A 25,350-nucleotide genomic window follows, 5' to 3' on the forward strand; every position below is an offset into this window, starting at 1 on the left:
TTTGGTGCTGTACGGACAGCCATGAAGGTTTGACCTCTAGCGGAAAGAGCTCTTCAGTTTGCGCCTGCCACTCAAGCCTTGAGGGCAGAAGCCGGCGACGATAAGCGAAAGCACCATCTGGCTCAACTGGGGATTGGTCGCTGTTGCCAGGAAGTGGCGCAAGCTTTCGTAGTCCCCCATGGCCCAAACCACTAGACCATAGAGGGGGGCCATAGGCGCTATCTTTGATCCACGCAATATGGCTTGGTGAAGATATCGGCCCCAATGAGGCCGGTCAGATCTACTCAGCATAGGACGACGGCACCACCCCCATCTGTGTCTGACCGCGCCTCCAAGTCATCGAGCGTGTGATTGAGCAGCAGCTCGATGACCTTGCCAGGATCTGGCGCATACCAGTCGACGAGCACGAAGCGTCCTTTGCCTGCGGCCACGTCGTAGTCCACTAGTACACAGTCGCCATTCCACTCCTGAAGAGCCCAGCTTAGCTCAGAGTGGGAGGGGAACCCTTCTCCGGCCATCTCAAGCTGAAACCAACCATGACCAGAGCCTGCACCTGGGCAGAACCTGCTCGGCAGGTTGCCTTCTTCGTCGTTGTTGTTAGTGCTGAGAACCCTCAGCTTTGTCATCGCGACGACTCCGCTTTTTCCTGCGCAGGTTGAGCGGCGAGGGCATCTATTACCGACAGCAGGGCGGTACTGTCTACCGGGCCCTCCAGGCGCACAGTGTTCCCGGTTAGGCTGTCGGTGACCTCGATCGTTGGGGTAGCGGCAATGCCGCGGCTCTTGGCCACAGCCAGCTGACGCTCAACCGCTGCAGCGATGTCTACGTTTGTCCAGGTGCAACTGGAGAGGGCTTCCGATGAGACATCGAGCAGTTGCAACTCTTCAGTAAGGCCCTGCCTGTTGCCCCGAGTATTTAAGAGAACCTGGTCGATTGCCTGCCAGAACGCGGTCGCCCCCCCCAAGTACCCGGCACATTGCACGAGCCGTGCCTCAGAAAGCGCTGCGGTACCGTGACTATCAAGGGGGAAGTGATGCCACGCGAGCTTTACATCGTCCTGCTTTCTTACCCACTGCTTCAGTTGGGGCGTATACGTCCTGCAGTAAGGGCATTCGAGATCGGCGTACTCAGTGATCACCCAGCGGGCGTCTGATGGGCCGAAGTACCAGGTTTCGTCGGTGCTTCTGGCGTTACTACTCTTCCCAATCTGCCAGTAAGCGCCGAGGAGGGCGATCACTGCGATGCCAAAGATGATGGTGATGGACCTGAGGTTACGCATGCTTGCCATCCAGATCACCTGGCTGGACCAGTTGCTGTAATGCGGCTTGAAGGTCCTGGATGGCCCCCTCCGGTTGGGGATGCTGTTTCAGCCACTCATTCAGGACGGCCTGGATCAGAGGCATGATGTCACGACGGTCCACCGCGTTATTTTTGATCTGTTGCAGTTCATCAATGAGCACGGGGGCGCAAACCGAAAGCGACTGGAGAGTGTCGTGTCCGGGGTCTTTGAGCAGCTGGGTCAGGCTATCGATGATGCTCTGGGTCAGTGTATTCATGACTCTCATGCCATGCGCTCCACGGCTTTAATTGGCTCGGGAAAGGTGATGGGGAAGGGAGTGATACCGCGCTTGCGGTCCAGGTCGGCGGCCACCTGCAGCGCGGCGTGCAGTTCATCGCAGCCGAGCGCTTGCATGGTTTCGTACCGTTGCCGCTTCTCTTCTGGCTCGGTCATGGCCAGAGCGAGGCACAAGCTGGGTGGCACCACCCGGAACAGCATCTCGATCCGCTTGGCCAGCACGATGCCCTCGGTGAATTTGCCGTTTTCCTTCCTTGCCGAGAGCATCATTGTCTTCTGTGCCGGCGTGAGCTCACGGAAGCGGGCGATCTTCTCCACCTCGTCTGGTGGCATGTTCAGGCAGATCCACCACTCGATCATGTTCAGCAGCGCCGATGCTTCTGGGGGGATGTCGTCGACGTTTTGGGTCGCCATCCAGTACCAGGCACCCAGTTTTCGCCACATCTTGGTGATCTTGACCGAGTACGGGGAGAGCAGTGGTACCTTCAATGGGATGTGGCCTTCGTCGGTGAAGGCAATCAGTGGTCGACCCTTGAACTGGTCCCGTTCTGCGATGTTGTTGATGGTGTTCAGCAGCGAGATATAGGCGATGGCCATCTGAGCCTGGTAGCCCTCACGAGCGTAGGTAGCCAGGTCGACGATCGTGATATCAGCTTCCGGCCAGGCGGTACCAGGACGGTTGAACATCTCAGCTTCCGTGCCCATGGTGAACATACCCATGGCCTCGGCCATCTCCATGAATCGGTTGCGCCGGTTTTCGGGGAGTTTGTCGTCGCTGGCCATTGCTTGGAGCGCTGCGCTGATGTCTTCAGTGAGGACCGGGCGGTTCTCGCTGACGCACAGCTCGGCCGCGTTGAGGATGCATTGACGGATGGCACTGCGGTCCGCCCGAGAGAGTCGAGCGTCTTCCTTCGATTCGCCGCCGGTGATCATCAAGCGTGCCGTGATCTCCAGCTCGCCCAAGATGTCCCGTTGCTCGTCCTCCATACCCGCCAGCGCGTCGGCCAGGTGTTGGTCCGAAGCCTCCACGTCCGACGCATTCAAGACCTTCACCTGGTCCTTGTTTTTAACCAGTTGCACCGCGTCAACGAACGGGGCGAGGCTTACGCCGGCGCCGGGGGCGAGTCGTACTCGGTTGACGGTCAGACCGAGCCGCTTGGCGAAGTCACCCAGCAGGCCGAAGCTGTTGCCGGCTTCGATGATGAAGAGCCTCGGACGGTAGAGTGCGATGGCTTGCATGATTAAGTAGTTGGCTGTTGCAGACTTACCCGCACCGGTGGGCCCGAACAGGAACAAGTGGGCGTTCATCTGTCGGTCGAGCTTGTTCAACGGGTCGAAGGTGAGCGTTGCACCTCCCCGGTTCGATAGGGTAAAGCCAGGGTTACCTGTTCCAGTCGAGCGTCCCCACACCGGGGCCAGATTGGCGATGTGCTGAGCGAACATCAGCTGGGTGTACCAATCCAGCGCGCGGCTTTCGCTGGGGTCAAAATTACAGGGTAGCCAACGCAGGTAGCTGTTCAGCGGGGCGACTTCGTCTTGTGGTTGGACTGGCTGCATCCCTGCGCCGAGCAGCACGTTGCACAAGCTGATCGTCCGCTCCTCGAGCACGTCCTTGTCTTGGCCCCGTAGGAAGAAAGCAATGCTCCCCCGATAGAGCTTGTGCTTGCGCCCAAGAATGGACCGGGCTTTTACAACGTCATCCCGGGTGTGGCTGGACGCCTGGGTCTCCCCAATTGCCTTCCTGGACAGTTGTTCGAGATGCCCTTCAAGCAGATCCTGCGGGGTAGGCACCATGGTGATGCACAGCACGGTGTCCTCCGGCAGTCGATCGAACAGCGAATTCAACGCGTCTGCCTGCTTGGTCTCACCGGTCAGGTGTCCAGTGAGTGGGGCATTTTTCAAGCGATCGAGCATCACCACCCGGTGCGGCATGCCATCGAACGACCAAAGGCCGCTGGCCACATCCGAACGCGGTTCTCGGTAGAACAAATTCTCCGAGAAGTCGGTACCGCTGGCCACGGGCAGCTCTCCCTCCTCGAGCTCGCGTGGCGGTTGGCAGACCGTCTCGTAGAATCGACGGATATCGCCATCGGTCGAGCCCAGATGGTCTGGGTGGGGGTTGAACCAACGCACCAGCCAGCGCTTGATCGCCTGCCCATCCATGCGTTTGGTCGTGACGCCGGCGTTGGCCAGCGCTCCCTTAAGGCGGTCGCAAATTGCTTTGAGGTAGGCGGCAGGCTCCTGTCCTCGGACCACGAGGTCCTGCTTCTTCACTCGGCGATACACGACCAGGCGGACTTTCCGGGTCTGCCCACGCCACGGAAGGTTGCTGACGGCCGTGTCGACGAACAATCCACCTGGCTTGGAAATGGATTCGAGGTGGTGACGGAACAGCGCGAGATACAACTTGGTGAAGTCCGTGTTGTCAGCCCGGGGCTGAACGTAGGCCTGGAGTTTCTGCAGGTAGTCACCCCAGTCCGTTTCGTCCTGTGCGAAAAGCTGGACGACCCAGTGCGAGCTCTCCAGCTCGTCAAAGCTGTCCTGCAGGACGCCTTGCAACGCATCGCGAGCTTGTTGAAGCCAGTCATCGGAGCGTCCCTCGGTCCCGATCGGGACCAGCTCGAAAAACGCCGCCCTGGAAATGCCATCCTCGAGGAGCATGGCTTCTTCCTCGGGCAGATATTCTGCCCATGGCAGCATGTCCACGAACGACGGGTTGACCTCGTACATGCGCGACACGTCAGCTTTCGTCGCCGGCCGACGTTTAGGGTTTTGCCAGTCGATAGGGGAAGGGATGCCCATCGACTCCAGGCGGGCAATGTACCGGTCATTTGCGGCCTGGCGGTCCTCCTCGCTGATAGCCGTGCTGGGCGGTGCGATACTGCCGTCAACTTGATCGTGATCGGTGGGTGTCAGGCCAAGCTCGGGCTCGATGGGCGTCGCAGGGATTTTGCCCAGCAATTTGCTGATGAACTGCATCAGTATTCCTCCGTCCTCTCACCTGGCATGGCGTACTGCACGCGTTGATACATCGGGAACACCGTGGTGTATCCCGGGACAGGCACTGGATCTGAGCCAGCCAGGTGCGGAAACACGTACATAACCAGGTCAGGGTTAGGCAGCCGTTTGAACTGGCTGTAGATTTCGTTCTGAGGCGTGCGGGTAAAGGCGTCAGCTTCTGCTCGCTGGCGGGCCATCGTTGTCTCGTTGAGTGGCCGGCGAAGCTCTTGGCGTGCATCCAGCAGCGTCCTGCTGCTGGAGCTGCCAGCGCCGCCGCCCGAAGTGCCTTGCTGCCAGACATCCATCATGCTGGCCTCGCCGTGCGGGAGCAGTTCGTCTTTGTCTGTCGTGCAACCGCCCAGGATGAGGGTCAGCACGAGACAGGCCCCGGCCTGCAGGCGGGGCTTAATCCAGGTTTGCGGATACATGGTTGGCTCCGGCGTTGTAGTCGACCTTACGGCCCTTGATCTCGTAGTCGATGGCGAGCTGCTGATCCAGGTGTACTGCCACCTTCGCCCCAGGCTGGACATAGACTGCGGCGAACGCTTCGCCGTAGAGCTTGTTCATCCACGAGCGGATGTCGCTCACCCCACCGGTGAGGATCGCGCCCATGGCGGAGTTCCCCGATGAGCCAGTGGTCCCAAACGACGTTCCCCCGCTGCTGAAGGTCGTCGAGCTGTTCTGCTCATCAGCTTTCAGCAACTTGGCGATGCCGGCGCCTGCGGCGGTGACCAGAGATTGGTTGGTCAGGTACTCCTTGGCGTTGGAGCGTCGCTCACCGGATATGCAGGGGATGCCATAGGAGTCGCTGATCCAGCCGAGCCCGCCTTGAATTGCAGGTTGACCATTGCTGCTGTTCTGGTTGTTGTTCTGGTTGCCGTTTGCCTCCTCGGCCGGGGCGGGGAAGGAGCGGACCGTGCCGTCGGCGAACACGAACGTCAGGCTGCGGACTTGGCCGCGCACGCATGACAACGTCCAGTCGCCCGAGGCGGTGCCGCTGGCGACGGCGCCCACCACGTCGGGCAGGTCAATGCCGTTGGCAGTCAAGTTGTCAGGGCCGATCATGACTTTAAATGGGAACGGGTCATTGACTGTGCCATCGATCGGCACTCGGCCAATGAGGGCCGACATGGCCACCGACCCCATCAGCGTAGAGTTCTGAGGCAGGGTATAGGCTTTCCGGACCTGCTTACGGGCGTCCTGTGGGGACATTTCCGCTCCGATGTTCTGCGCAGTGTTGGCGAGAACGGTCTGGCCGTTATCCAGGGTCTGGCCGAAGCTGGATGGGAAGTTGAAGCCGCTGGCCGTTTGGGTTGAGCCAGGCTGTAATGGTTTTCCACTTGCATCCAGCGCAGTGGCGTCGGTGGGCTCAACCCAGACGAGGTCTTTGGACTTCTGCCCCTGCTGGAAGCCTGCGCCGTCACCGGACTGCACGCCCAGGCCAATGGGCATATCCTGCCCGCCTGCGTTTGGACTGTTCTGGGACAGATTGTCCAGCTGGCGTTGGAACTGATCCAGCAAGCCAAGACTTTGATTTTTTACCTGCTCTTGCAGCTCGCCTTTCGCATTTTGCAGCTTGCTATCTACGCTCTCATCCATTCGCGTCAGCCGGAGCTGGAGGTTCGTGTTCTGCTCCTTGAGCTGCTGGTTATCGGTCAAAACCTTGGCGATTTGCTCCTTCACTTCGCGGCTTTCAGCGACCACTGTTCGCAATGTGTCGGCAGGGGTATCACCATCGACCCCCAGCTTGCGGGCAGTGTCGCCTCCAATGGTGATCGGCTCGTCTGTTGGAGTAGCGGCTTCTTTCTTGCCTCCGCCCTGGACCAACAGGAAGACGACGAGAAGCAACACAGGGATGAGCAGGTACTTGAGGAGCGGATTACTTTTCAGACTGCCCACGGCGTCCTCCTTTTGGGTCGACCTGGCTGATCGAGGAGGGCAGCAACGCATCCTTCAGGCCCTTGCCCTGGGTCACCAGGTAGAGGGTGGTGGTATCGCTGGCGTTGCCGCGGGCTCCTAGGTAAGGGTGCTGAAAGGTGGCAGTAGTGAAATTGCCCATCAGCTCTGCAGGATTCATCGTCACTTGTTGTGCGCTGAGGTTGCGGAGCTTCACTGCCGTGACGTAGCTGTTGTCGAGGCGCCAAGCTCCCAAGACCGAGGCCTCTACTGGTAAAGCAGGCAGCAGCGTGCTCAAGTCCAGGCGTCGATCGACCCGCATCTGAGTGATACCGGCAACTGGTTCGACGGTGCGCAGGGGGGCGTACAGCATTTGGGCCGCGTATCGGGTGAGTGCCACTGGCGCCGGGGTTTCGTGACGCGGTGCTGGGGCGACATCTTCTTCCTGCTCCGGCGCCGAGGATCTTCTGGCAGAGCTGCGCGCGGGGGCGCTGTCCCCGTAGTGGGTTGCCGGGGGCGTGCCGGGAACGATCTTCGCAGGCTCGAGATTGGCCTGTCCTTCACCAGCCGGGGTTGCGGCAATGTCCACCAGCATGATTTCCCCGGTCGCGACATTCTGCAGTTGCAGTCGTGTCGGTGGGATCTCCTGGCTGGCCAGAAGGTAGACAGCGCCTCCTGTGCTTTGGACGCGTAGCAAACCGGTCAGCTGCGACGGCATGCCGACTCGCACGTTCTGGTCGACGAACACAATGCGCTCTTGCCCCACGATCAGTGGAATGGCCATGGGGATACGGTCCCACTGCAGCAGCTCAACGGCTTTGACGTCGGCTACCGCGAGCAGGCCCAGGGCGAAGATGCATGCACGCAGTTTCATGGTTTCACCCCAGCAGCCTGCAGATCTACCTCGATGCGTTGCGGGTTGGAGGCGTAGCAGTTCCACATCAAACCGAAGGGGTTCTTCTCTGGGTTGACGTCTGAACGAACGATCGACAAGGGATAGCGTGTCATCGCCCTTTTCACGCGCTCACCGTTGACGGACTCGTCGGCGAGGAGATCCAGGTTGACCGTCCAGTCGTTGATCCCAAGCTCGACCACGCGCTGTACACCAGGGTCGGTGAGGCCGTGGCCAGGAATTTCCGAGACGCTTCGTTCACGGCGTCGCAGCTCGCCCGAGTTACGACGTAGTTCGTAATCTTTCTGCAGGTACTCCTGGCACCCGGGGGTCACATAAGAGGCCAGTCGGGCGATGTTGTCCTGATAGTCATCGTCCCCGTTCTTTTCCCAGCGCTGCATCTGCTGGAAGATGTAGAACCCGAATGCATACACGTTCTCTGGCGGCACCTCCCACCACTTTCGGGTGCTGCCCGAGCGGAGGTCAGGGGGCACATGCACGGTTAGATCCTCTGGGGCTTTGTGCCAGCCGTAGAAGGCGAAAGCGCTGACGATCCCTAGCACGATCACTGCGATTCGAAGGCTGAGGATGTGCGCCTGCTGAGCATTCACTCGTTTTCGATAACTCATGTAGATCCCTACTTTTCGGTGCGACGGCAGGTCCATGCGCCTTCTCGAGTGACCAGCTTGGTGTCACCCAGGAAAGGGAGGAAGGTGAAGTGCTGGGTCACGGTCAGCTGGAGCTGGCGGTAGAACCAGATGTCTGGCCGGCCGCGTTTCATCTTTCGCAGGATGCGGCTGGCCACCGTCAGGCCCAGTGCCCCACCCACCAGGGCGCAGGCGATGACGAGGGCGGGATTACCGAACAGGAAGGCCACTGGAATGCCCAGGACAAAACCTGCACCGCCGCAGGCTGCCACGGTTCCCCACATCTCATCCGCAGTCAGGCCTCCCATAACCATTGGTTGCCTGTTGAGGTTGTGCGGTAGGAAATCGAGGGATCCGTCCTTGAGGTATGAAATTTCAGCCATGTCGACTTACCTGGTTAGAGGACGGTGGTCGCTTTGGTCACCATGTAAATCGCAATACCAATCAGGCAGGCGCCGACCACACCCGTCAGCCCCAGGTCCCGCCACTTTTTCTTACCTTCATGGATCTCGTGATAAGTGCCGTAGGCGTGATGAGCGACGCCAATCATGGCCCCACCGATCAGGACCAGGCCGAGCAGCATGAACCCGTCGTATGCGTAGTTCTGGAAGGTCTGCATCATGTTGCTCCCTTCCCCACGGGTGGGCGCTTGGGCCCCTGGCAGCGCAGCGTTGGCGAGCATCGGTGCCGAGGTCAGGGCAAGAACCAGGCTCCAGACGAGCGATTTCAAGCGGTGTGGTTGCGACATGTTTGTAACTCCTGAGGATTTAGCTAAGAACGAGGGCGGAAAGGATCATGAGCAGCACGATGATGCGGACGGCTGATGAGGCCGCGATCCCACGGTCGATGTTTGTGGTGGCCCAGCCGCGGTAGATGCTGTAGAGGGCCCAAGCCCCCCAGAGCATCGAAAGTGCGATAACGAAGCCCAGGAGCAGCGTTGAGCTGGCTTGGGGCGTGGTACCGCTGGCGGCGTTGAAGGCAGCGACTTGTGCTCCGCTCATGCTCATGGCATCCGCCCACCCGTGAGGGTGTATTTACCCGCGAGGTCTGCCGGATCCCGTGGCTGTGCACGACTGGGGGTCAGGTACTCCTGCAGCCCCTGACGAACGCGCTGGATGTCGCCGGCCAGGCGCTCGTAATCGAAGTAGTAGCGCTGACCCGGCTCGCTGGCGACGGCGGCGCTGCGCCGTGCGGAGTCCTCAAGTGCATTGAGCTGCCGAACCATGACCTCAATGTTGGACTGTTCGGACGCTTCGATCGCGTGGGCGGAGGGGCAGAGCAGCAAGCTGCCAGTGACGCTGATCAGCGCGCCAAGCAGGGTTCGGCGTGGTGATGCAAGGAGGAGTGATGGCTTGTTCACGACTGGGCTCTGGCAAAACTGACTGTGGGTGTCAGGATGCCGAACGCCCGAGGGGGGGGCCGCAAGAAATTCTTAACTGAGGGTCAAAGTATTTTTTTACACGTAGCACAGCGCGGGAAATTGGAATTCATGTTCTGAAAGGAGCATTTGGATATCATGTGATAGCGGCTCCTTCGTCACTGGTCTAGTCCACTGCTAGCTCGAGATCGCGGCAGCAGAGGGCCGAAAGCAACTGTTCGTTGCTGGCCCCCACGCGCTGTCATTTTGGTCTGGGCGCTGGTGTGTCTTATGGACATAGGCGCAAAGGGGGCGCGCATAGGTTGTCCAAATCGCTATTTATAAAAATGCCCTCTCCACCAGCCAATAATGAAATCATTCAGTCTTAGAATAGGCAAGGCCATAAGCTCATTTAGTTTCCGCCTGCCACCAGGGATTTCGATTAATTTATCCAGTAACATGGATGTGGCTTTCATTGCTTTGGCAGAGGGAAAGGCCTCTCCATGGCTGCTCAAAAGCAGTGTCTCCATTGCTAAGTCATAGTGTGGATTGTAATCAATAAGCCAGCGAGCCATAATAAATTGTAGAATTATTTGGAAGTGACTTTCTAGCTCCGCCTGAGGGCCACCAATGAAATTGCACAAGGTTGATACTTGTGAAAGCTCTGGGCTAGTATCATTCGTGTATGCATTTTCCAAAAGATAGAATCCGACAGACAAGAACCCATGTTTACGTGCAGCTAAGCCAAGCATTGCCTGGCTATATGTGTTCAGGGTTATGACTCTTCGTTGTAGCATGACATTTAGTACTGGCTGGAGCCAGGTGCTATTATTGAGGTGATATATATTGGCTGCGAAGCCCCGAGAGTAATGATCTTCCGAAATAAACAGTGCTTCCAATTTGTTGGCAATAAAATATGGCGCTAAACTGTCTGGGTTGATTTCTAGTAGTTTGTTTGTGAGTTCGTCTAGTTCTCTTGGGAAGTTGTGCTCTACAATCTCACAGCCCTCTCGAATTTCATTTATGACGTCCTGAACTTGCATGCTTTCATAGGTCGCTTGGCCGAAGAGTCCGCCTATATCAACCGACAACATCTGTAGAGTCTGCATTGTACTATGCGGTACGATGACGCTGCTGAAGAATGTATTAAATGCACCCATCAACCCCAGCTCAGCGACAGCTCTGATCGCATAGGTGTCGAGAACTACGGGCCTGTCTTGGTAGGTTTCCACCAAGCTCATGGCGATCTGTCGCTCCTCTTTAGTTCCTGTGCAGGTGTTGATCATTCCTGCTTTGGATCGAACTAAGTCGTAAATGTCAAAGATGCCCTTTTTACTTATTCCGCAGGCGATTTCTAGAGGCATTTGTTTGTCAAGTATTTCGCCAAATATGGTGTCATCCTGATCTGCTTTTTTCTGCATAAATGCCAGTAATGCATCTATGTTGTCATTCTCTACACGTAGCGCCCATAATCCTCCAGCGGTTGGGAAACGTGTTTCATACGATTTGCATATTTCATGGAAAGCGTGAAGGTAAGGATGCTTTACCTCCTCAAGTTTCCAATTAATATCACCTTGCAGTTTTTTTTGCACGAACTCGTAACCAGCGCTTTTGCCCCAAACTTGAATAGTGTAGAAGTCAACTTTTTCAGGTGTAAGCGCTATCAAGTCTTCAGTGTTGGCCTCTACAGTTCTTTCAATTTCTGGACCTTCTGAAGGGGTCAATCGATAGTAGCATCCATTGCCAACAACCGTCACCGAATTCAATATGGTTTCTGTTTCAGTTTGGATGAAAATACCGAAGAAACCTAGTGCAACAGGTGCAGAGTCAGGGTTATCCATTAAAAGTTGATATGCTTCAGCAAGCGCTTCCGCCCCTTGTCCTAGCGACACACGTAGTTTGGATATGTGTAACCACTGCTCAGGGCTGCCAGTAAATCCACTAAGTTCATAATTTTCGAAAAGTTGGTTCAGCATCTCGGCATCATTGCTTAGTTTGGCTATGTCGCAGAGTACTATGAATGCAAATAGATCCTGTCCGCCATCCTCGAGATATTTCCTGACTAATTGGGCGGACTTTTTAAAGTCATTGCGTTTGAAGTAAAAGCACCCGGCTAGCAGCTCGAAACCCTGCGGATTTGAGATGATATGTTTCTCGAAAAACTCAACGGCTTCCCTCCTTATTGGGTGTTCATTAAGAAAACCCAAGGCAAGCATATGCTTTAGTTCATGGCTTTCAGTGGCGGCTGAGTGTGATTCTAGTCGTGCCACAATTTCACGCCATAACATCAGATGGCGGACTAACCTCATGTAGTGAAGAAATTCGATGGTTTCGCTGCAATCATTAATTCGGCTATATCCATAGGAGTGAGCCATAATTGCGATTGAATTAATCTCACTGGCAGTTGAAAATTCAAATAGTAGCAGGCGCCCACGGCTGTCAAGTTCACAGGTCGAAAGCAGATTTTCAAGTTGATTTTTTCCACGTGCTTGGCCGACAAAAGCGCGAGCGATGTACACCACTACTTTGGCGTGGTCTGAAAACGGACTGTCAAATCTTTCAATCGTATAGTCTTGGACAGCGCTCAGTGCGTCCCAGTCTTTCCTGGCTACTTTGCTTAAAAAGCGAAGCTTCTTCGAGTTAGCGCTGTCAGTAACTTTGTCGACCGCGCGCTCAAATAATTCGTCTTCTTGCAAATCGATCAGGCTACGTGCTGTTGTTTCAATAATTTGCTGATCGTCGGTCAAATCACTCAGTACATAGGAGCACTCTCGTACGAGTGCATCAATGTTATTAGATAGTTTGTAAAGTATCAAAAGATTTTGGATGGTCTGCAGGTCGGAATCTTGCGCTACTCTATCGCTTTCTTTAAAGGCCTGCCAATCCGCACTCATATAGTCAGCGGCTAGCTTTAGCTCATCCATCTCTTTCTGAGTGAATCTGAATCCATTAGTGGATTGACAATTGTCGACATGATGACGAAGGATTCCCATCGCGATCAGATTTTTGACCTGTCCATCGTCTGGGAATTCTTCTAGAAATTGCTGGGCTTGATCCCTCCAGCCCTCTGCATCTCGGGTGGCGAGCAGATGTAAATGCGAGATACGAACCGACTGATTCAGCTTCACTCGCTCGCTGAACTGGTCAAACGGATCAACAAAGTTCTCTTTGTCGTAATATTTTATACGGGTTGCTTGGAGGATGAAGCCAGCAAGAATTTCGTTGTCAGGGTTTTCGACGATTTTTTCGCTGCCATATTTTAGAGCTTTGTCACTATCCCCCATGAGAATATATGCCAGCGCCTTGAATGCGATTGAGCGTTTGTCATTCGGAGCGTATGTGCACGCCTCCAGAAGTAGATTAGGAGCTTTTGCAGAGTTGCCCAGCTGATAATGACAAAGCGCAATGTTCGCCTTGACGCGGAATGATAAGATATCACTCAGCTTATCTCCTTGATCAGCTGAAAGCTTTTCAAAAGATGCCAGGGCAGTTCTGACTGCTCCGGAATTCATTTGCTCTCTATAGTGATCTATTTGGCGGTCAAACTCGGTATGAAGATCTCCTGCCACACCCTGAGCCAATGCTGCGTATTGGACTGCGCCGGATTTTGAAAGAGCCTCAGCAATCGTATCAATGTCATTGATAATTACAGGTGCGCTGTTTGGTCCGTTGATGGCTACGCTTGATCTCTGCGCGATGACACTGGTAGGGGCAGGCTTCCTGAAATAGCGACTGATGAGATCCCATATACTCACTGCTACTTCTCTTTGTTAGTGTTGATCGTGATGTTGCCCGAGTTCTTACCATTCACCGCAGCGGATCCGTTATCTGCGTTAACTCTTACATTCCGATTTCGTACAAACTTAAAGCTGACCACAACCATAATGCAGAGGAGCAGAGCACCACCAAGAAACAATTCAGGATTTTCAGCCAAGAAAATATTCATTCTAATGCACCATATTTTTACACTCGTCTACCAATCCTACCCGAGAAGATAGCAATGTGCCATTCGGTGCCATCGGCAATCAGAAGGGTGGTCGCCGTGTATCTGGATCCTAGGGTGCAGGCGTTCACTGCTTTTACAACCCCATGCTGCTGAGCATGGGAATAGTCAGTAAGGATTTCTTATGAGGCCTGAGGGCTTACGCCCCGATCCTTGAGCGGCAGAAACTGTCGGCTCGCTCAGGCTGCAGGTTACCCAGTTGGGATGTGGCGCTTGAAAAATAGCAGGTAGCCGATGGGCATCGGAAACCCATAGGACCAGGCTTGGGCGTTCTGGTTGCCCACTTTGACTTCCGCACGACATAGCGGCTGAGTGCTGACCAGTTCCCAACCTTCAGCACCGAGCTCGAGCATCTTCCTCTGGAGCCGCTCATTTTCGCCCAGAAGGGCGGGGAGATCGGGTTCCAAGGTTTGCTCGGAGACTTTGAAGATCCAAGCACCACTGGTCGCGGGCTTGAAGGGGATGGCAACGTACTCGGCCCGATGTTCAAAATGCTTGACCATGGTAGCTCCTTGTTTTGTTCAGCCGCGGGCCTGTCGAGCACCCGGGGCGAGCGCGTCGACATAGCGTTCCATGATCGACAGCACCATGCCGTTGATCGCCAAAATCTTCATTGCACGGGTGATGGCCACGTACAGCAGGTTCAATTCGTCATCTCGTCGGCCGGCATCGACATCCGGTGCCAGGGGATCTGACGTGAAGTCGTCGAAGAGCTCGACGAAGTCCCACTCCAGGCCTTTCGACTTGTGGGCAGAGGTTAGAGTGATCGTCGCATCAAGCTCCCTGTCCACCGTGCATGAGCGTAGGGCCAAGATTCGCTGGGGCAGATCCGGATACATGTTGATGATCTTGATCGACCGGATCATCTCGCTGTCCTGACTCACCTCGGCGATTTCTACGTACTGGCCGTAGTCCCGGTAGTCCCGCAGCATTTTTTTGTTATGGACCAGGTCGCGTTGTCCCCGGCTGAAAAAGAACAGATCCTCGAGGTCACGCACTGAGTAGCTGTCGATGCCGCCCACCCAGTAGATCTTGGGTCTCTCGCTGACGAGGCACAGTGCGTTCTCGATCACGCCGATCACGGTGCGATGGATGTACGTTCGGTGCGGAAGTCCAGCTGGCAGTGCTTTTTTCACCAGGGTCTTCTCGCCCAGCCCCTGCAGCTTTCTGGTTTCTCCCTTGTAGGACAGGATGATGTTGGCGACGTGGGCGACTGCTGGACCGAACCTGAAACTCTGGGTCAGATAGTGCTTTTCAGCTCCGGCCATCCATTCAGCATTGAGGGCATCCTCCGCCCCGCGGAAGCGGTAGATCTGCTGATGGGGATCGCCCACCGCCACCCTGCGGATCCGCTGGATGCGCACAATGTCTGCGATTACAGGGTTGACGTCTTGGCCTTCATCGAGCAACACGCAGTCGAAGCGCTGGCTCAGGTCGGGTTTACTCAACTGGTACAGCTTCAGGTATCCGTCATGCGTCATCAGCACAGCGGTGTCCTGCAGGTCAGTCATTCGCCTCCAGATGTCCATTGCGGCAGCGAGTGCCTGTTTCAGATAGCGCTCCTGGGCGGAAGTGAGCATCGGTCGGTCCCGGAATCGCGGGAAGTGGCATCGCTCGATCAGATCGTCGGCGCTGGCCATGTAGTTGTTGAGGGTTGTCAGCACGTCCCTGACCAGCTCCCAGTCCTGCGTATCAAGCGCGCGGGCCATATCGGTCAGTCGCAAGTTGTTGGTCTGTTTATGGCTGAATTGCGTGCCATAAACCGCATAGGCCAGTCCGTGAGCGGTCTTGTTCACCACGTGGCGCGGGAAGCGCCCCCGCGCGGCGATCTCAACTGGCTTGTTGTAGCAGAGATATAGAATTCGTAGGCGGGAGTGATGCTGGGCGTAACCCACCAGCGTGGATGTTTTTCCAGTGCCGGCGCCGGCTTGAATCAGCAGTTTCGGAGCCTCCGACTGGATGATAGGCAACTGTTCGTGGGTCCATTGCATCGTGCTCATCCTCACAAGTACTTCTTGAAGCTCGCTGCCGTAATGCTCACGGATACGCCGAGCAGGGCAGCGCAGGGGAGCAGGACCAGCATAGGAGTGATGCTGATCGGGAGCGCCAAGTAGAAAGTCCAGGGGAAAATGGCCAACGGCAGGATCGTTGCGCGGGCCTTGTGATAGAGGTAACTGGATTCGCGGCCTGCCCCGAACTTGCGCAGATCTCGACGCACCAGGCCGTCGACCAGGCCTGTGAGAGCAGCCATGGCGAACAGCGGCACAGTCATCACCAGGACGACCAGGCGGACGCAGAACACCAGGACGGTGAACAGGGCTGCAAGGGTGTAGTTCTGCACTGTTGTGACGCTTTGCGCGGCCCAGTAGCGCATGTCTAGCTCATTGCGGGGGCCGGCTTGGGCGATCGACTCCATCCCTTGGACCCAACTGAGCATCCCGGTCTTCACGACCAGCCAGTCATAAGCTTCTGATACAAGCCACGTCGCGGTGCGGCCGGGCTCCTGCACAATCGCGCTGTGCACCAATCCTTTTGAGAGCCAGCTGAGTTCGCTGACCAGCATTTGTTGCCCGTGACGCCATCCTGCTTCGGGCCAGAAAAAATACAGGCATACCCAGTCGACAATGATTGCGACAAGCAGCGAGCCGCACATCACACCCAGGAAATTGAACGGGAACCAGAAGATCTTGCTGAACAGCGACTCTTGCCGCTCCTGCTGCTGCTCGGCCTTCTTCGAAACGTCATCTGCCATGGCCTACACCTCACGCTGCGTCATCGGTGGCCACCTGGCGGAAATCCTCGACCAGGTCGTCGGGTAGGGCGGTCTTCAGCTCCTGGTAGCCAGGCGCTTCCCACCAGTCGGTCGAGGACGCCGCCGATCGCCGCATGCCGGCGGCCAGCTCCTGTAGGTTGCCGGGCAGGGCGTCGTCCGGGTCGTTCGCAGGAAGCGGCATGCGGATCTTCCAGAGGTTCCCGCCCTCGATCAGTGCGAAGGCCTGGCCCTTGGGCAAGCCGACGACGTGAGCTGGCTCAATCATTGGCACACTCGCCAGCTGCACCTGGTCATGCGAACTCGAGGTGAACGCGGTTTTGCCGTTCACCGAGTCGTTCGCGCTGCTCGCCGGCGTGCTGTTGTAGATCTGCACCTTGGGCAACTGGTTGGTCAGCAGCTCAGCAGTTGCGGTCTCACGGACGCGCAGCATGAACAGGTTGTTGAAGTTACCGATCACCTGGCCAGCCTTAGCCTTCGAGCCAATCTTCGCCTCGATGTCGCTCATCGTCTGGGTGTAGGCGGTGACCTGAATGCCGGCGCCACCGGCCTTGTTCACCATAGGGATGAACTCGTCCCCGATCAGTTCGTTGAACTCGTCAGCGTGGAGGTTGATGCGCACTTTGCCCCCGGCCATATGTCCTGGCAGGCCGTCGTCGATGCCATGCTTATAGATGTGCCCCGCGACCGAGACCAAGTCGCTGAACATCGAGTTACCCACGGCCGCGCTGACTTCTGTGTCGGACAGTGCATCGAGGCCGACATAGACCACGGCGCGCTTCCGGATTACCTGCATCCAGTCGAAAATCGGTCGCTCGTCAGAGAGATCCAGGTAGTCGGGGGCGAGCAGTTCAGCAATACGCCCCGTGGTGAGTTTCTCCAGGAGCGGCAGCAACGATGCGACGATCTTGTCGAAATAGGTCTTGTCGTAGCGCACAGCGCTGCGCAGGCCGTCCATGACCGAATCGTTGATGCGCTTCTGGGTCAGGTACATGTCGATCGCCACCACCCGAAGCGGGCGATCTTTCATTGCGAACGACAGGTTCTTGCGATCGATCTTTCCTTCCAGCTCGACGATGGTCTGCCAGGCCTTGGGGTCGTGCTCCGCGAAGTATTTTTGTGCGTACTCGATAAAGAGCTCGTCGATGTTGATGACGTGCCGGCGGATCTGTTCATAGTCCGGGCGGCGGCCGAGGGCGACCAACGACTGCGCAATGATATTGACGAATCGCCAGGCGAACTCACGGAATGCGGCAGAGTTGCCCTCACCGGAAAGCTGGCCAGCAATGCGGGTGGCGACTTCGCTGATCCGGCCAAAGCGGCCGATGGCGTTGTAGCGCGCGGAGATGTCCGGCCACCCCAGGTGAAATACGTAGAACTCGTCGAGGCGCCCAGCCCGTTTGCACTCGACGTACATGCGTTTGAGCAGGTCGGCATCGCCCTTGGGATCGAAGACGATCACCACCTCGTGGTCGGGCTGTTGCTCAATCTGCCTGCGTCGGCTCCAACGATGCGGGGCCTGGTTCCTGCGCCCCATGTGAGCGCGCGGCCTACGGCGATGCGTGCGGCGGATGTCCTGGGTGATGAAGACCTCTGCCAATCGCGTCTTACCTACACGAGTGGTTCCCAGCACCAGGGTGTGGCCAACGCGCTCGCCCAGGGGCAGGCTGACATTCTGTTCATCTGGTTCAATTCCATGCAGTCTGGGCAGGCCACCTACCGGAGGCAGAGGCCGGGCAGGGTTCCAGCTGGAATCCCAGCCAGTCAGCTTAGTGATCGCCTTCAGGGGGAAGGGGGCAAACTCCAAGCGTTCCTCCAGCCAGCGTGCTTGTATGTAAAGCTTCGTGGGCTCGACGTAACCGGCGTACTGGGGGAGGTAGGTGTCGGCCAAGCGCTGCGTGTGCTTCTGCGTCCAACGGAATCCCCGGCCAATGAACAGGCGCTCGTTGCTGATCGGCATTTCAGCACTGGTCATGGTGTAGTGGGGAAGCCGACGCAGGTTAGCCTGGTAGCGAAGTACTCGTCGGGCCTGTAACAGCCGCACAGTGCCGAGATAGATGAAGCCCAGGGCAGCGACAATGCCGAACAGCGGTGTCAGGGCGAATGCCCACGGCGCGCTCACGCAGAGCGCGGCCGCCACGTAGCAAACTGCGGTGGTGAACAGCTCCACCGGAGGCCGTAGCAGCGATTCAAGGGTGTAGGTCGCCATCACAGATCCTCGCGATTGGAATGCTGGCTTCTTCGCGCGCGGCGTCAACCTGGTCGGGAGTCAAGCGCTCGGCCAGGCGCTGCGCGAACGCATGTTCATTGATCTCGGAGATGCCCGTCACACGCCCACCGTAGAGCTCGCTCACATGCCGGACCTGCTCGATCATTTGCTCTCGGCCGGGACGGTGTAAGGGATGGCTGATGATCAACGTGAACACCGGCGATACAGGTCGTGGTGGGCGCATCCAGGTTCTCACTGCTGAAGGGTTGTGGCGGTGATCAGCACTGGATAGTGCTGGAGTCCCAGGCGACCGGCGATGTCGCTGGCTGGAACGGGCATTACCTGAAGACCTGGGGCCCAGCGACGGATTTCCTCCAGTCGCGCGGCGCTGCTGACATTCACGGCGAGCCCCACGGCCTGCAGCCCCTGCAACTCCGGGAGTTTGTGCTTGAGCCAGGCCTGCGAGCCTGAGTCATCGCCGACGATGAACATCGGCTGCAGGCCCGCTGCATTGATCACACGCCCCTGCACCTGGCCCGGGCTGAGCTCAGGAGTGATCACTGGAAATGCCCCACCGGTCCGCACGCCGGTTCCAACCGGAGGAGGGGCAGTAGGTTCTGGTTCGATGTCTTGGTAGTAGCGCAGTGCGGATGAGCCGCCGCGGTCCTCTACCACGGTGAGCTGGTCAGCACCGGCCTGTATGGCGAGGCTGCCCAGAGCTGAAAGCGTGAGGATCTGGATGGCCTTACGACGCCAGGCGTTGGAATGAATCATGGGTTCCGTACCTCGAAATTGATGCCAGTGACGCGGCTGAGATGTTTCGTGAAGTAGCTACGGTACTTCGCTGCCGGCGCCCCCCCGGCAGGGCGGTGGTACCGTCCGGCAGCATCGATCCAGGTTCCGCCCTTGGCCTTCTGTTCAGCCAGGATCTGGGCGGTCACCGCCAGGTTTTTGTAGGGATCCAGGCCTTCGCAGGGGTAGCTGTAACGATGCCCGTTCGAGCGAATATTGGTTTGTCCCAGCCCCACGTCGACTCGAGCGGGCCCTGCCTTAACAATTGCGATCATCAGTGCTTGGCAAGCATCTGCTCGTGTGGCGAAGCGATAGCCGGTGCCGGCGACATTCAACGTCCACGGCCATGGCACCAGTTGCCCGCGCAGCCGCGTGCCGCTCTCCTGCAGCGCCACCGAGTAGAGGACAACGGGCGGAACCCCATGCCTGATGGCGATCGACTTATATGCGGGAGGCGGATCTTCTACACCCCATGCGCTGCCTGCGAGCAGCAGCACCTGCAGAAGGCAGAGCCGCCCCCAACTCATTGACGACGCCATGATCCGTTCACCTGCGTCACGGCGGCTGGCAGCGAGCCGCCGAGGCCGAGGCGAATCCAGCGGCCTTGGTCGTGGTTGAGCGTGACCAGACGGTTTTTTACGGTGGACGGGTCAACACCCGCGAGAATTGCCCAGCGGCGAATTCGCTCATCGTCGTTCTGGCTGCCGACGAAATAGAGGTCAAACGGAGTTTGGGACGCCTGCAGGCGTTTGACCTGGTCAACGCAGGGCAGGCAATCGTCCTTGACGAAGAGCGCCAGACGCCCACTGCCTTCCAGCGCTGGCCCGCTCATGGAGGATCCCCCTTGGGCCGTAGGGGAGGACGAGATCTCAATGGCTTTGATGCCTGGGTATAAACGCTGGTACGCCTCGTCGTAGGCGCGCTGATAGGCGAGTTCCCTGTCGACTCGTTGACGTTCTGCCTGGACCTGCAGCTCGGCAAACCGGCGGCGCTCGCTATCCGACCGGGCTTCGATTCCAAGTGCTGTGAGTGGGTCAAGCCCCGGCGAATACACCCCCCGGGGCCCCTGCATCACCTCTTGATATCGCTCGTACTCCTTGGATGTCAGGCCCCACTCTTGCGCTGCTTTATCATGGAGCTTGTTCTGCGACAGGGCGCTTTCGCTGGTGAGCTGTTGAGCAGTGGAGGTGCTTCCTCCTGCTGTGGAAGGAAGCGATGCGGCCTCAATACCTGCTGCTGTAAAAGCGCAGACGCAGGCAATGGCACGAACGATCGGTAGATTCATGATGCTTATCTCATGGCTGAATGCTGAGGGTTCGGGTTGTGCCACCGGCGTCGAAGGTCGCGGTTCGCTCATCCACAGCCTTGAGCCGCCAGGTGCTCCCGCTGACCACCTCGCCCGGACGGACCAGGTCTATCTGGCTCAGTCGTGTGCTACCTGTAGGAGCAACCGACAGGAAGCGTTCGCCGCCTCGGTATTCGAGCCCCATCATCTGGAAGGGCGGTGGCTCTTGAGGGGTAGGTGGGGCCTTTACCGGTACGGGCTTCGGCTTGGGTTTCGGAGGGGAGTTTTTTTGAACTGGAGCAGTTGCCTGACCCTGGGGCTTGCCCATTTTCTGCAGCTTGCCGCCAAGCGACTCGAGATCCGCTTTTAGAACCAGGAGATCACCTGCACTCGCGGATGAGCGGCTAGCTTCGACTGCGATGTCCTGGGCCTGCTTGGCCGTGGCCTGCACAGCATCGATGCGGTTGACGAGGACCTGCTGACTTACACGGAAGTCCTCCATGGTGACCAGGGGTTTGCCTGACACTGTGTCGAGCCGATCATCAATAGCGCTCACCCGATTCTGGAGTGCATCGATGGATGTCTGCTCTGCCGCTGCATTTAGGGCGTTTGACAGAGTCGAAAGCTGGTACTGCTGGAGCGCGATGATCGCGCCCAGGATGAACAGTCCTGCAGCATGGGATAGGTACTTTCGGGTCGGCAGTTTCATGGGTGTCCTCTCGAAGCCGAGTACACCTTCGCGCAGCCACGATCCCGTTTCAGTAGGAAATGCTTAGCCGGAGCGTATGGATTTTTTTAGGCCGAGTGCCAGTCGACAATGCGACCTTATAGGGTCATTGTTAGATTGAGTGGATGAGCAGAACTTTGGGTAATTTGGCATTACGCCAAGAGCAGAAGTACGACACAACTTCTGTATTTCCGCCCCGGGATCAGTTCGCAGCTAAAATTGGCGTAATGAAAACTACCTCAATGCCGGGGCGGCTTTTCCATTAGTGGTTGATTTTTATTTGATTATATTTATCCTGTGTATGGGTTAAGAGTAAAACCGACTTTTAAACCAGCACTCAAACGCCTCCCATTGCATAGGTCTTGCGTACCGATAGCCTTGGAGGTACTCAACTCCTCGAACTCTCATATATTCCGCTTGGGTTTCGTTCTCTACGCCTTCTGCAATCAACTTAAGGCCAAGTCGTTTCCCTAGCTCTATAATGGCATCTAGCACGGGCGCGTTAACAGATGGGTAATCAACGGTCGCTACAAAAAACCTATCAATCTTTAAGTGGTCCAACGCAAAAGTCTGCAAGTAAGCTAAAGAACTTTGGCCCGTCCCAAAGTCATCAATTGCAATCCGTATTCCTAGTTTTCGCAAACGTTGCATGGCCTCTTGCGTGATGATGTCATTATTGGCCATTTGGCGCTCTGTGATTTCAATGACAATGTCTATGTCTATTTTTTTTAATGAGTCATATAGCTCCATAAGCCGACTAATTAATACTGGAGATTTCAGGCTGTCTGCCGAAATATTTATGGCAAGGTGAAATTCTTTTGGGAGAAATGTATTAGCCACATCATTTTTTATACATTTGAAAAGGCGCAAAGTTAGATCATCTATCATGCTGCAATTTTCAGCTTGCGGTATAAACAAGTCCGGAGGAATCAATCCCTGCAGAGGGTGCTCCCATCGGAGTAATGCCTCGACGCCTACGCACTCTCCTGTCACACTGTTAACAATAGGTTGATAACAGACAAAGAACTCATCTTCGGCCAATGCTGATGCAAATTCTGATTTAATGCTAGTTCGATGTTTCAAGTCTCGATTGACTAATAGGCTTAATATGCCTCCAAGAATTATCATCCAAGGAGCCCACCTGAGTAGTAAATCTTTGCGATAATTTCCAACTGCGCTGGCAGCGGGGTATACATCGATTTTTAATGGATAGCGCTCAGAAGCTACTGAGTAAAAATTTGTCAAATTGCTATCGATTATATATGTGTCATTCGAGCTCAAGTGCTTACTATTTAGATTAAAAATGATGTTTTCTGCCCCTTCCCATGCGGGTGTATACAAGAGGTCTTTAAAGTATCGTGAGTCTATAAAGCCAATTATTTTCAATCCTTCGCTTGTTGTTGTCTGGTATCTTACTACGGCATTGTTTGGCGATAAAGGAGTTCCGGGGTCAATGCTAAAAACATTCTTCGTGTCGCTATGTGTCTTGAAGTAATCTATTGTGTCGGGATGGATGTTGTCGGCTATCGACGTGCAAATTATTTCGTTACCATCAAATACAAACACAGATCGTAAATAGGGAAGTATGCGAACCTTCCTTGCCCATTCAGTACAGGGGGTTGTGTGCAATGGCTCGTGGCGCTGAAGATTAAATATTACTTGATCTAGAATTAGCTCTGATTGATCTAGTATGACTTTTCCTATCTTTAAGGTGCCAATTTCCTGCATGGCGCGAGATTCATATTCTATATATGGGATTGATACTAACGCAGGAGCGATAAATGCTAGAAAAACTGCAAATTTTATACGTAGGTTTCGATGCCTTGATTTCGTAATCATCGTTGCTTCCTTGTGGTTTTTGTGGTGCGGGACTTCTATTATAATTATTCTGGTATGATCACAATCGATTGTAAGGGTTGTGGTATATGGTAGGTGTTGCTGTGGAGATTTCAATTTGTGGTGTAGATTGCAAAAAAATGTGCGTGCATGCAGCTTCGTCTAATTAAGGCCTGTATTCGAGTCAGTGCTGAATTTCGGTTTTCGGTTTTCGGTTTGGGGGAATGTTATCGAGTATTCTGAGCCGTCCATGGCCGTAGTCTAGCTACGTTGAAAATTTCGACGTCATTTCTCGCAGTTGCCCTGCAAGCTGTGAGAGCTCGTGACTAGCTGCGCTTGTGTGATTTGCTCCAGCGGATGTCTGCGTAGACAGGTCACGAATACTTGCTAAACTTTTGTCCACTTCTCGAGTTGCAAGAGCTTGCTCTTCAGATGCGCTAGCGATAACCAAATTTCTTTCGTTAATTGACGCGATGGCGGTACTTATTCCGTCTAATACTTCACTAGCTGACCTTGCCACATCAACCGTGTTTGTTGCTTGGTCCTGGCTTTCGCTCATGGCCACTACTACGCGACTTGTTCCATCTTGGATACTCGCGATCATTTGCTCGATTTCTGATGTTGATTGCTGTGTCCGAAATGCTAAGGCTCTAACTTCATCCGCTACCACAGCAAAACCTCTTCCCGCGTCACCGGCTCGCGCTGCTTCGATCGCGGCATTTAACGCTAGCAAGTTCGTTTGCTCGGCAATAGAACGGATAACAATAAGTATAGTATTGACGTGGCTGGCAGTTGTCGAAAGATTTTCTACCTCTGTAGAGGTTTTTAACACGTTTTCAGCTAGAGTATTTACAGAGTCAAGTGCCTCGTGTATCTTGAACTTACCTGTCTGGGTACTTAGGTTTGCATTTTTTGATGCGTGAGCTGTAGCTGTGGCGTTATTTGCCACCTCTTCAATAACATAGCTCATTTCGTTAACGGCTGTTGCGGCTTGCTCAAGTTCATTGTGTTGCTGATTAAGATCGGATTTTGTGTCAGTCGTAACTGCGTGAAGCTCTTCGGATGCGCATGCGAGCTGGTTGGCTGTTGTAGCGATTTTGTCAATGGTTTCATGAATAACAAATTGCATTTTATTCAACGCTTTTAACAGCTCGCTCGTTTCGTCCATGCCTGTAGTGTCGATTTTGTTGGTTAGGCATCCGCTCGCAATATTGTTTGCAATTCTAGCTGCTTCGGTTAATGGCGAAACAATACTTCTCGTAAGTATGAAGGCGATAATTATCATTGCTATAACTATTGCGACCAAGGCAATTATCTGTTCACGGATTGCTAGCTGGTATGCATCTACGCTTTCTTGGGTCGAGTTATTTGCTTGCACTGTGTTGTAAGTGACTAATTGACTTAAGGCCTTCATCATGTCATCCGAGTAATCCGCAAGCGGGCCATTCGCCAACAAGATGGCTTCCTCGGGTGACATTAGTACTGCCTTTATCACCTTGTCCTGATACGTTGAGTAGCTTTCATATTTTTTCTCAAATGCCTTATACAACTTCATGTCTTCTTCGTCTGCTATTGTGCTCCTGTAATTTTCTAGGTTTCTATTTATGGCTGTGTGGATATCCTTCACAAGGGCGATAGTCTTTTCTTTTTCAGCTTGGTCTGTAAGAACTATCGAGCGGAGTGTCAGGGCTCGGGATCTACCTAAGCTATTAGCTATATCACCTATTGCAAGGACCGCTGGCAGCCAATTTCCACGTACTTGTTCCGTAGCCTCATCCATATGCTTGGCTCGTGTTAAAGCCAGTGACGCCATTACAATTGCTAGTAATATTATTATTGTAAAGCCGAGTGCGGCTCTAACGCCGATTCTAATATTTCTCAATTTCATTTACGTTCCTTTTTGTTATGGTTGATCTTTTTGTCTTCAGATCATTTGTTGTGTTTGAAATTGCTTTCTGGTATTTGGTTATAGATCATATTCCAAAGCGTCGGAATTTCTTTGAGTGTTTTGAGAACTGGCAAGTCACATTAGAAATGTTACAAAATTAGACTTTGTTACTATGGGCACTCGAGGCTATACGAGCTTGCTAGTGTCCTGTCTCAGATAAAACGTTCTCTTTGTTCTCGCGTGCCATGGCCTCTCGGGCACCCTGGATCTTGCGCAAGATGTCTTCACCTTTTGCGCTCCAGACGTATCGGCAGGGCTGAGCATTGTGCAGCGCTAAAAACGTGGTAATGGACCTGGCCAGTTCACATGTGGAACTGAAGCTGCCGTCGCGCAGGTAAACGGTGATATCCCGGAAGAAGCGCTCAACCATGTTCATCCAGGAGCTCGAGGTCGGAGTGAAGTGCAGGAGGAA

General features: G+C 55.1%; 25 protein-coding genes and 1 pseudogene. All 26 read right to left on the bottom strand.

The genetic code is table 11. The features are described from left to right. Nucleotides 1-284: 284 nt before the first annotated feature. On the bottom strand, nucleotides 285-626 hold the full coding sequence (locus tag F6X61_RS07645; RefSeq protein ID WP_256671328.1) for a hypothetical protein: 342 nt from the start codon (nucleotides 624-626) through the stop codon (nucleotides 285-287). Next, on the bottom strand, nucleotides 623-1,279 hold the full coding sequence (locus F6X61_RS07650) for a thioredoxin domain-containing protein (RefSeq protein ID WP_153786089.1): 657 nt from the start codon (nucleotides 1,277-1,279) through the stop codon (nucleotides 623-625). Before F6X61_RS07650 ends, F6X61_RS07645 begins: the two co-directional genes overlap by 4 nt. Beyond that, nucleotides 1,272-1,565 carry a hypothetical protein gene (locus F6X61_RS07655; protein ID WP_125859780.1) on the bottom strand — a complete coding sequence of 98 codons (294 nt, stop codon included), beginning with the start codon at nucleotides 1,563-1,565 and terminating at the stop codon, nucleotides 1,272-1,274. Before F6X61_RS07655 ends, F6X61_RS07650 begins: the two co-directional genes overlap by 8 nt. After that, nucleotides 1,562-4,378, bottom strand: a complete 2,817-nt coding sequence (locus F6X61_RS07660; RefSeq protein WP_153786107.1) for a conjugative transfer ATPase — start codon at nucleotides 4,376-4,378, stop codon at nucleotides 1,562-1,564. The genes F6X61_RS07655 and F6X61_RS07660 overlap by 4 nt, the downstream gene beginning before the upstream one ends. A gap of 176 nt (nucleotides 4,379-4,554) precedes the next feature. Continuing rightward, complete coding sequence (locus F6X61_RS07665) at nucleotides 4,555-5,004, bottom strand: TIGR03751 family conjugal transfer lipoprotein (RefSeq protein WP_153786090.1); 450 nt, start codon at nucleotides 5,002-5,004, stop codon at nucleotides 4,555-4,557. Then, nucleotides 4,982-6,475 (bottom strand): TIGR03752 family integrating conjugative element protein, encoded by a 1,494-nt coding sequence (locus tag F6X61_RS07670; protein ID WP_153786091.1) that lies wholly within the window; start codon nucleotides 6,473-6,475, stop codon nucleotides 4,982-4,984. Before F6X61_RS07670 ends, F6X61_RS07665 begins: the two co-directional genes overlap by 23 nt. Then, nucleotides 6,456-7,346, bottom strand: a complete 891-nt coding sequence (locus F6X61_RS07675) for a TIGR03749 family integrating conjugative element protein (RefSeq protein ID WP_153786092.1) — start codon at nucleotides 7,344-7,346, stop codon at nucleotides 6,456-6,458. Before F6X61_RS07675 ends, F6X61_RS07670 begins: the two co-directional genes overlap by 20 nt. Continuing rightward, on the bottom strand, nucleotides 7,343-7,993 hold the full coding sequence (locus tag F6X61_RS07680) for a PFL_4703 family integrating conjugative element protein (RefSeq protein ID WP_125861394.1): 651 nt from the start codon (nucleotides 7,991-7,993) through the stop codon (nucleotides 7,343-7,345). Before F6X61_RS07680 ends, F6X61_RS07675 begins: the two co-directional genes overlap by 4 nt. Before the next feature lie 8 nt (nucleotides 7,994-8,001). After that, complete coding sequence (locus F6X61_RS07685; RefSeq protein WP_153786093.1) at nucleotides 8,002-8,394, bottom strand: TIGR03750 family conjugal transfer protein; 393 nt, start codon at nucleotides 8,392-8,394, stop codon at nucleotides 8,002-8,004. A 14-nt stretch (nucleotides 8,395-8,408) separates the two neighbouring features. Next, nucleotides 8,409-8,759 (bottom strand): TIGR03745 family integrating conjugative element membrane protein, encoded by a 351-nt coding sequence (locus F6X61_RS07690; protein ID WP_153786094.1) that lies wholly within the window; start codon nucleotides 8,757-8,759, stop codon nucleotides 8,409-8,411. A 19-nt stretch (nucleotides 8,760-8,778) separates the two neighbouring features. Beyond that, nucleotides 8,779-9,018, bottom strand: coding sequence for a TIGR03758 family integrating conjugative element protein (locus F6X61_RS07695; RefSeq protein WP_125859768.1), 240 nt, complete (start codon nucleotides 9,016-9,018; stop codon nucleotides 8,779-8,781). Beyond that, on the bottom strand, nucleotides 9,015-9,329 hold the full coding sequence (locus F6X61_RS07700) for an RAQPRD family integrative conjugative element protein (RefSeq protein WP_371923664.1): 315 nt from the start codon (nucleotides 9,327-9,329) through the stop codon (nucleotides 9,015-9,017). Before F6X61_RS07700 ends, F6X61_RS07695 begins: the two co-directional genes overlap by 4 nt. A gap of 374 nt (nucleotides 9,330-9,703) precedes the next feature. Continuing rightward, nucleotides 9,704-13,123 (bottom strand): lipopolysaccharide assembly protein LapB, encoded by a 3,420-nt coding sequence (locus F6X61_RS07705; protein ID WP_153786096.1) that lies wholly within the window; start codon nucleotides 13,121-13,123, stop codon nucleotides 9,704-9,706. Nucleotides 13,124-13,125: 2 nt separating this feature from the next. After that, nucleotides 13,126-13,314 (bottom strand): hypothetical protein, encoded by a 189-nt coding sequence (locus tag F6X61_RS07710; protein WP_153786097.1) that lies wholly within the window; start codon nucleotides 13,312-13,314, stop codon nucleotides 13,126-13,128. A 248-nt stretch (nucleotides 13,315-13,562) separates the two neighbouring features. After that, nucleotides 13,563-13,874, bottom strand: a complete 312-nt coding sequence (locus F6X61_RS07715) for a hypothetical protein (RefSeq protein WP_153786098.1) — start codon at nucleotides 13,872-13,874, stop codon at nucleotides 13,563-13,565. 18 nt (nucleotides 13,875-13,892) lie between these two features. Further along, complete coding sequence (locus F6X61_RS07720) at nucleotides 13,893-15,362, bottom strand: UvrD-helicase domain-containing protein (protein WP_153786099.1); 1,470 nt, start codon at nucleotides 15,360-15,362, stop codon at nucleotides 13,893-13,895. A gap of 11 nt (nucleotides 15,363-15,373) precedes the next feature. After that, nucleotides 15,374-16,123 (bottom strand): TIGR03747 family integrating conjugative element membrane protein, encoded by a 750-nt coding sequence (locus tag F6X61_RS07725; protein ID WP_153786100.1) that lies wholly within the window; start codon nucleotides 16,121-16,123, stop codon nucleotides 15,374-15,376. 10 nt (nucleotides 16,124-16,133) lie between these two features. Continuing rightward, complete coding sequence (gene traD / locus F6X61_RS07730) at nucleotides 16,134-18,353, bottom strand: type IV conjugative transfer system coupling protein TraD (RefSeq protein WP_153786101.1); 2,220 nt, start codon at nucleotides 18,351-18,353, stop codon at nucleotides 16,134-16,136. Then, nucleotides 18,331-18,516 carry a hypothetical protein gene (locus tag F6X61_RS07735; RefSeq protein WP_125859756.1) on the bottom strand — a complete coding sequence of 62 codons (186 nt, stop codon included), beginning with the start codon at nucleotides 18,514-18,516 and terminating at the stop codon, nucleotides 18,331-18,333. Before F6X61_RS07735 ends, traD begins: the two co-directional genes overlap by 23 nt. A gap of 86 nt (nucleotides 18,517-18,602) precedes the next feature. Then, entirely contained in the window at nucleotides 18,603-19,124 is a 522-nt protein-coding gene (locus tag F6X61_RS07740; RefSeq protein ID WP_153786102.1) for an integrating conjugative element protein, read from the bottom strand. Continuing rightward, on the bottom strand, nucleotides 19,121-19,681 hold the full coding sequence (locus F6X61_RS07745; protein ID WP_125859752.1) for a lytic transglycosylase domain-containing protein: 561 nt from the start codon (nucleotides 19,679-19,681) through the stop codon (nucleotides 19,121-19,123). The genes F6X61_RS07740 and F6X61_RS07745 overlap by 4 nt, the downstream gene beginning before the upstream one ends. After that, the gene (locus F6X61_RS07750; protein ID WP_153786103.1) at nucleotides 19,666-20,427 is read right to left on the bottom strand and encodes a TIGR03759 family integrating conjugative element protein; all 762 of its coding nucleotides are present in this window, start codon (nucleotides 20,425-20,427) and stop codon (nucleotides 19,666-19,668) included. The genes F6X61_RS07745 and F6X61_RS07750 overlap by 16 nt, the downstream gene beginning before the upstream one ends. A 10-nt stretch (nucleotides 20,428-20,437) precedes the next feature. Continuing rightward, nucleotides 20,438-21,136 (bottom strand): methyl-accepting chemotaxis protein, encoded by a 699-nt coding sequence (locus F6X61_RS07755; protein WP_153786104.1) that lies wholly within the window; start codon nucleotides 21,134-21,136, stop codon nucleotides 20,438-20,440. 324 nt (nucleotides 21,137-21,460) lie between these two features. Continuing rightward, the gene (locus F6X61_RS07760; protein ID WP_153786105.1) at nucleotides 21,461-22,993 is read right to left on the bottom strand and encodes an EAL domain-containing protein; all 1,533 of its coding nucleotides are present in this window, start codon (nucleotides 22,991-22,993) and stop codon (nucleotides 21,461-21,463) included. A gap of 262 nt (nucleotides 22,994-23,255) precedes the next feature. After that, entirely contained in the window at nucleotides 23,256-24,878 is a 1,623-nt protein-coding gene (locus tag F6X61_RS07765) for a methyl-accepting chemotaxis protein (RefSeq protein ID WP_153786106.1), read from the bottom strand. Nucleotides 24,879-25,077: 199 nt separating this feature from the next. Then, nucleotides 25,078-25,350: pseudogene (locus tag F6X61_RS07770) on the bottom strand (IS630 family transposase); the annotation flags it as partial.

It is taken from the genome of Pseudomonas sp. EMN2, assembly GCF_009650555.1.
Classification (GTDB): Bacteria; Pseudomonadota; Gammaproteobacteria; order Pseudomonadales; family Pseudomonadaceae; genus Aquipseudomonas; species Aquipseudomonas sichuanensis.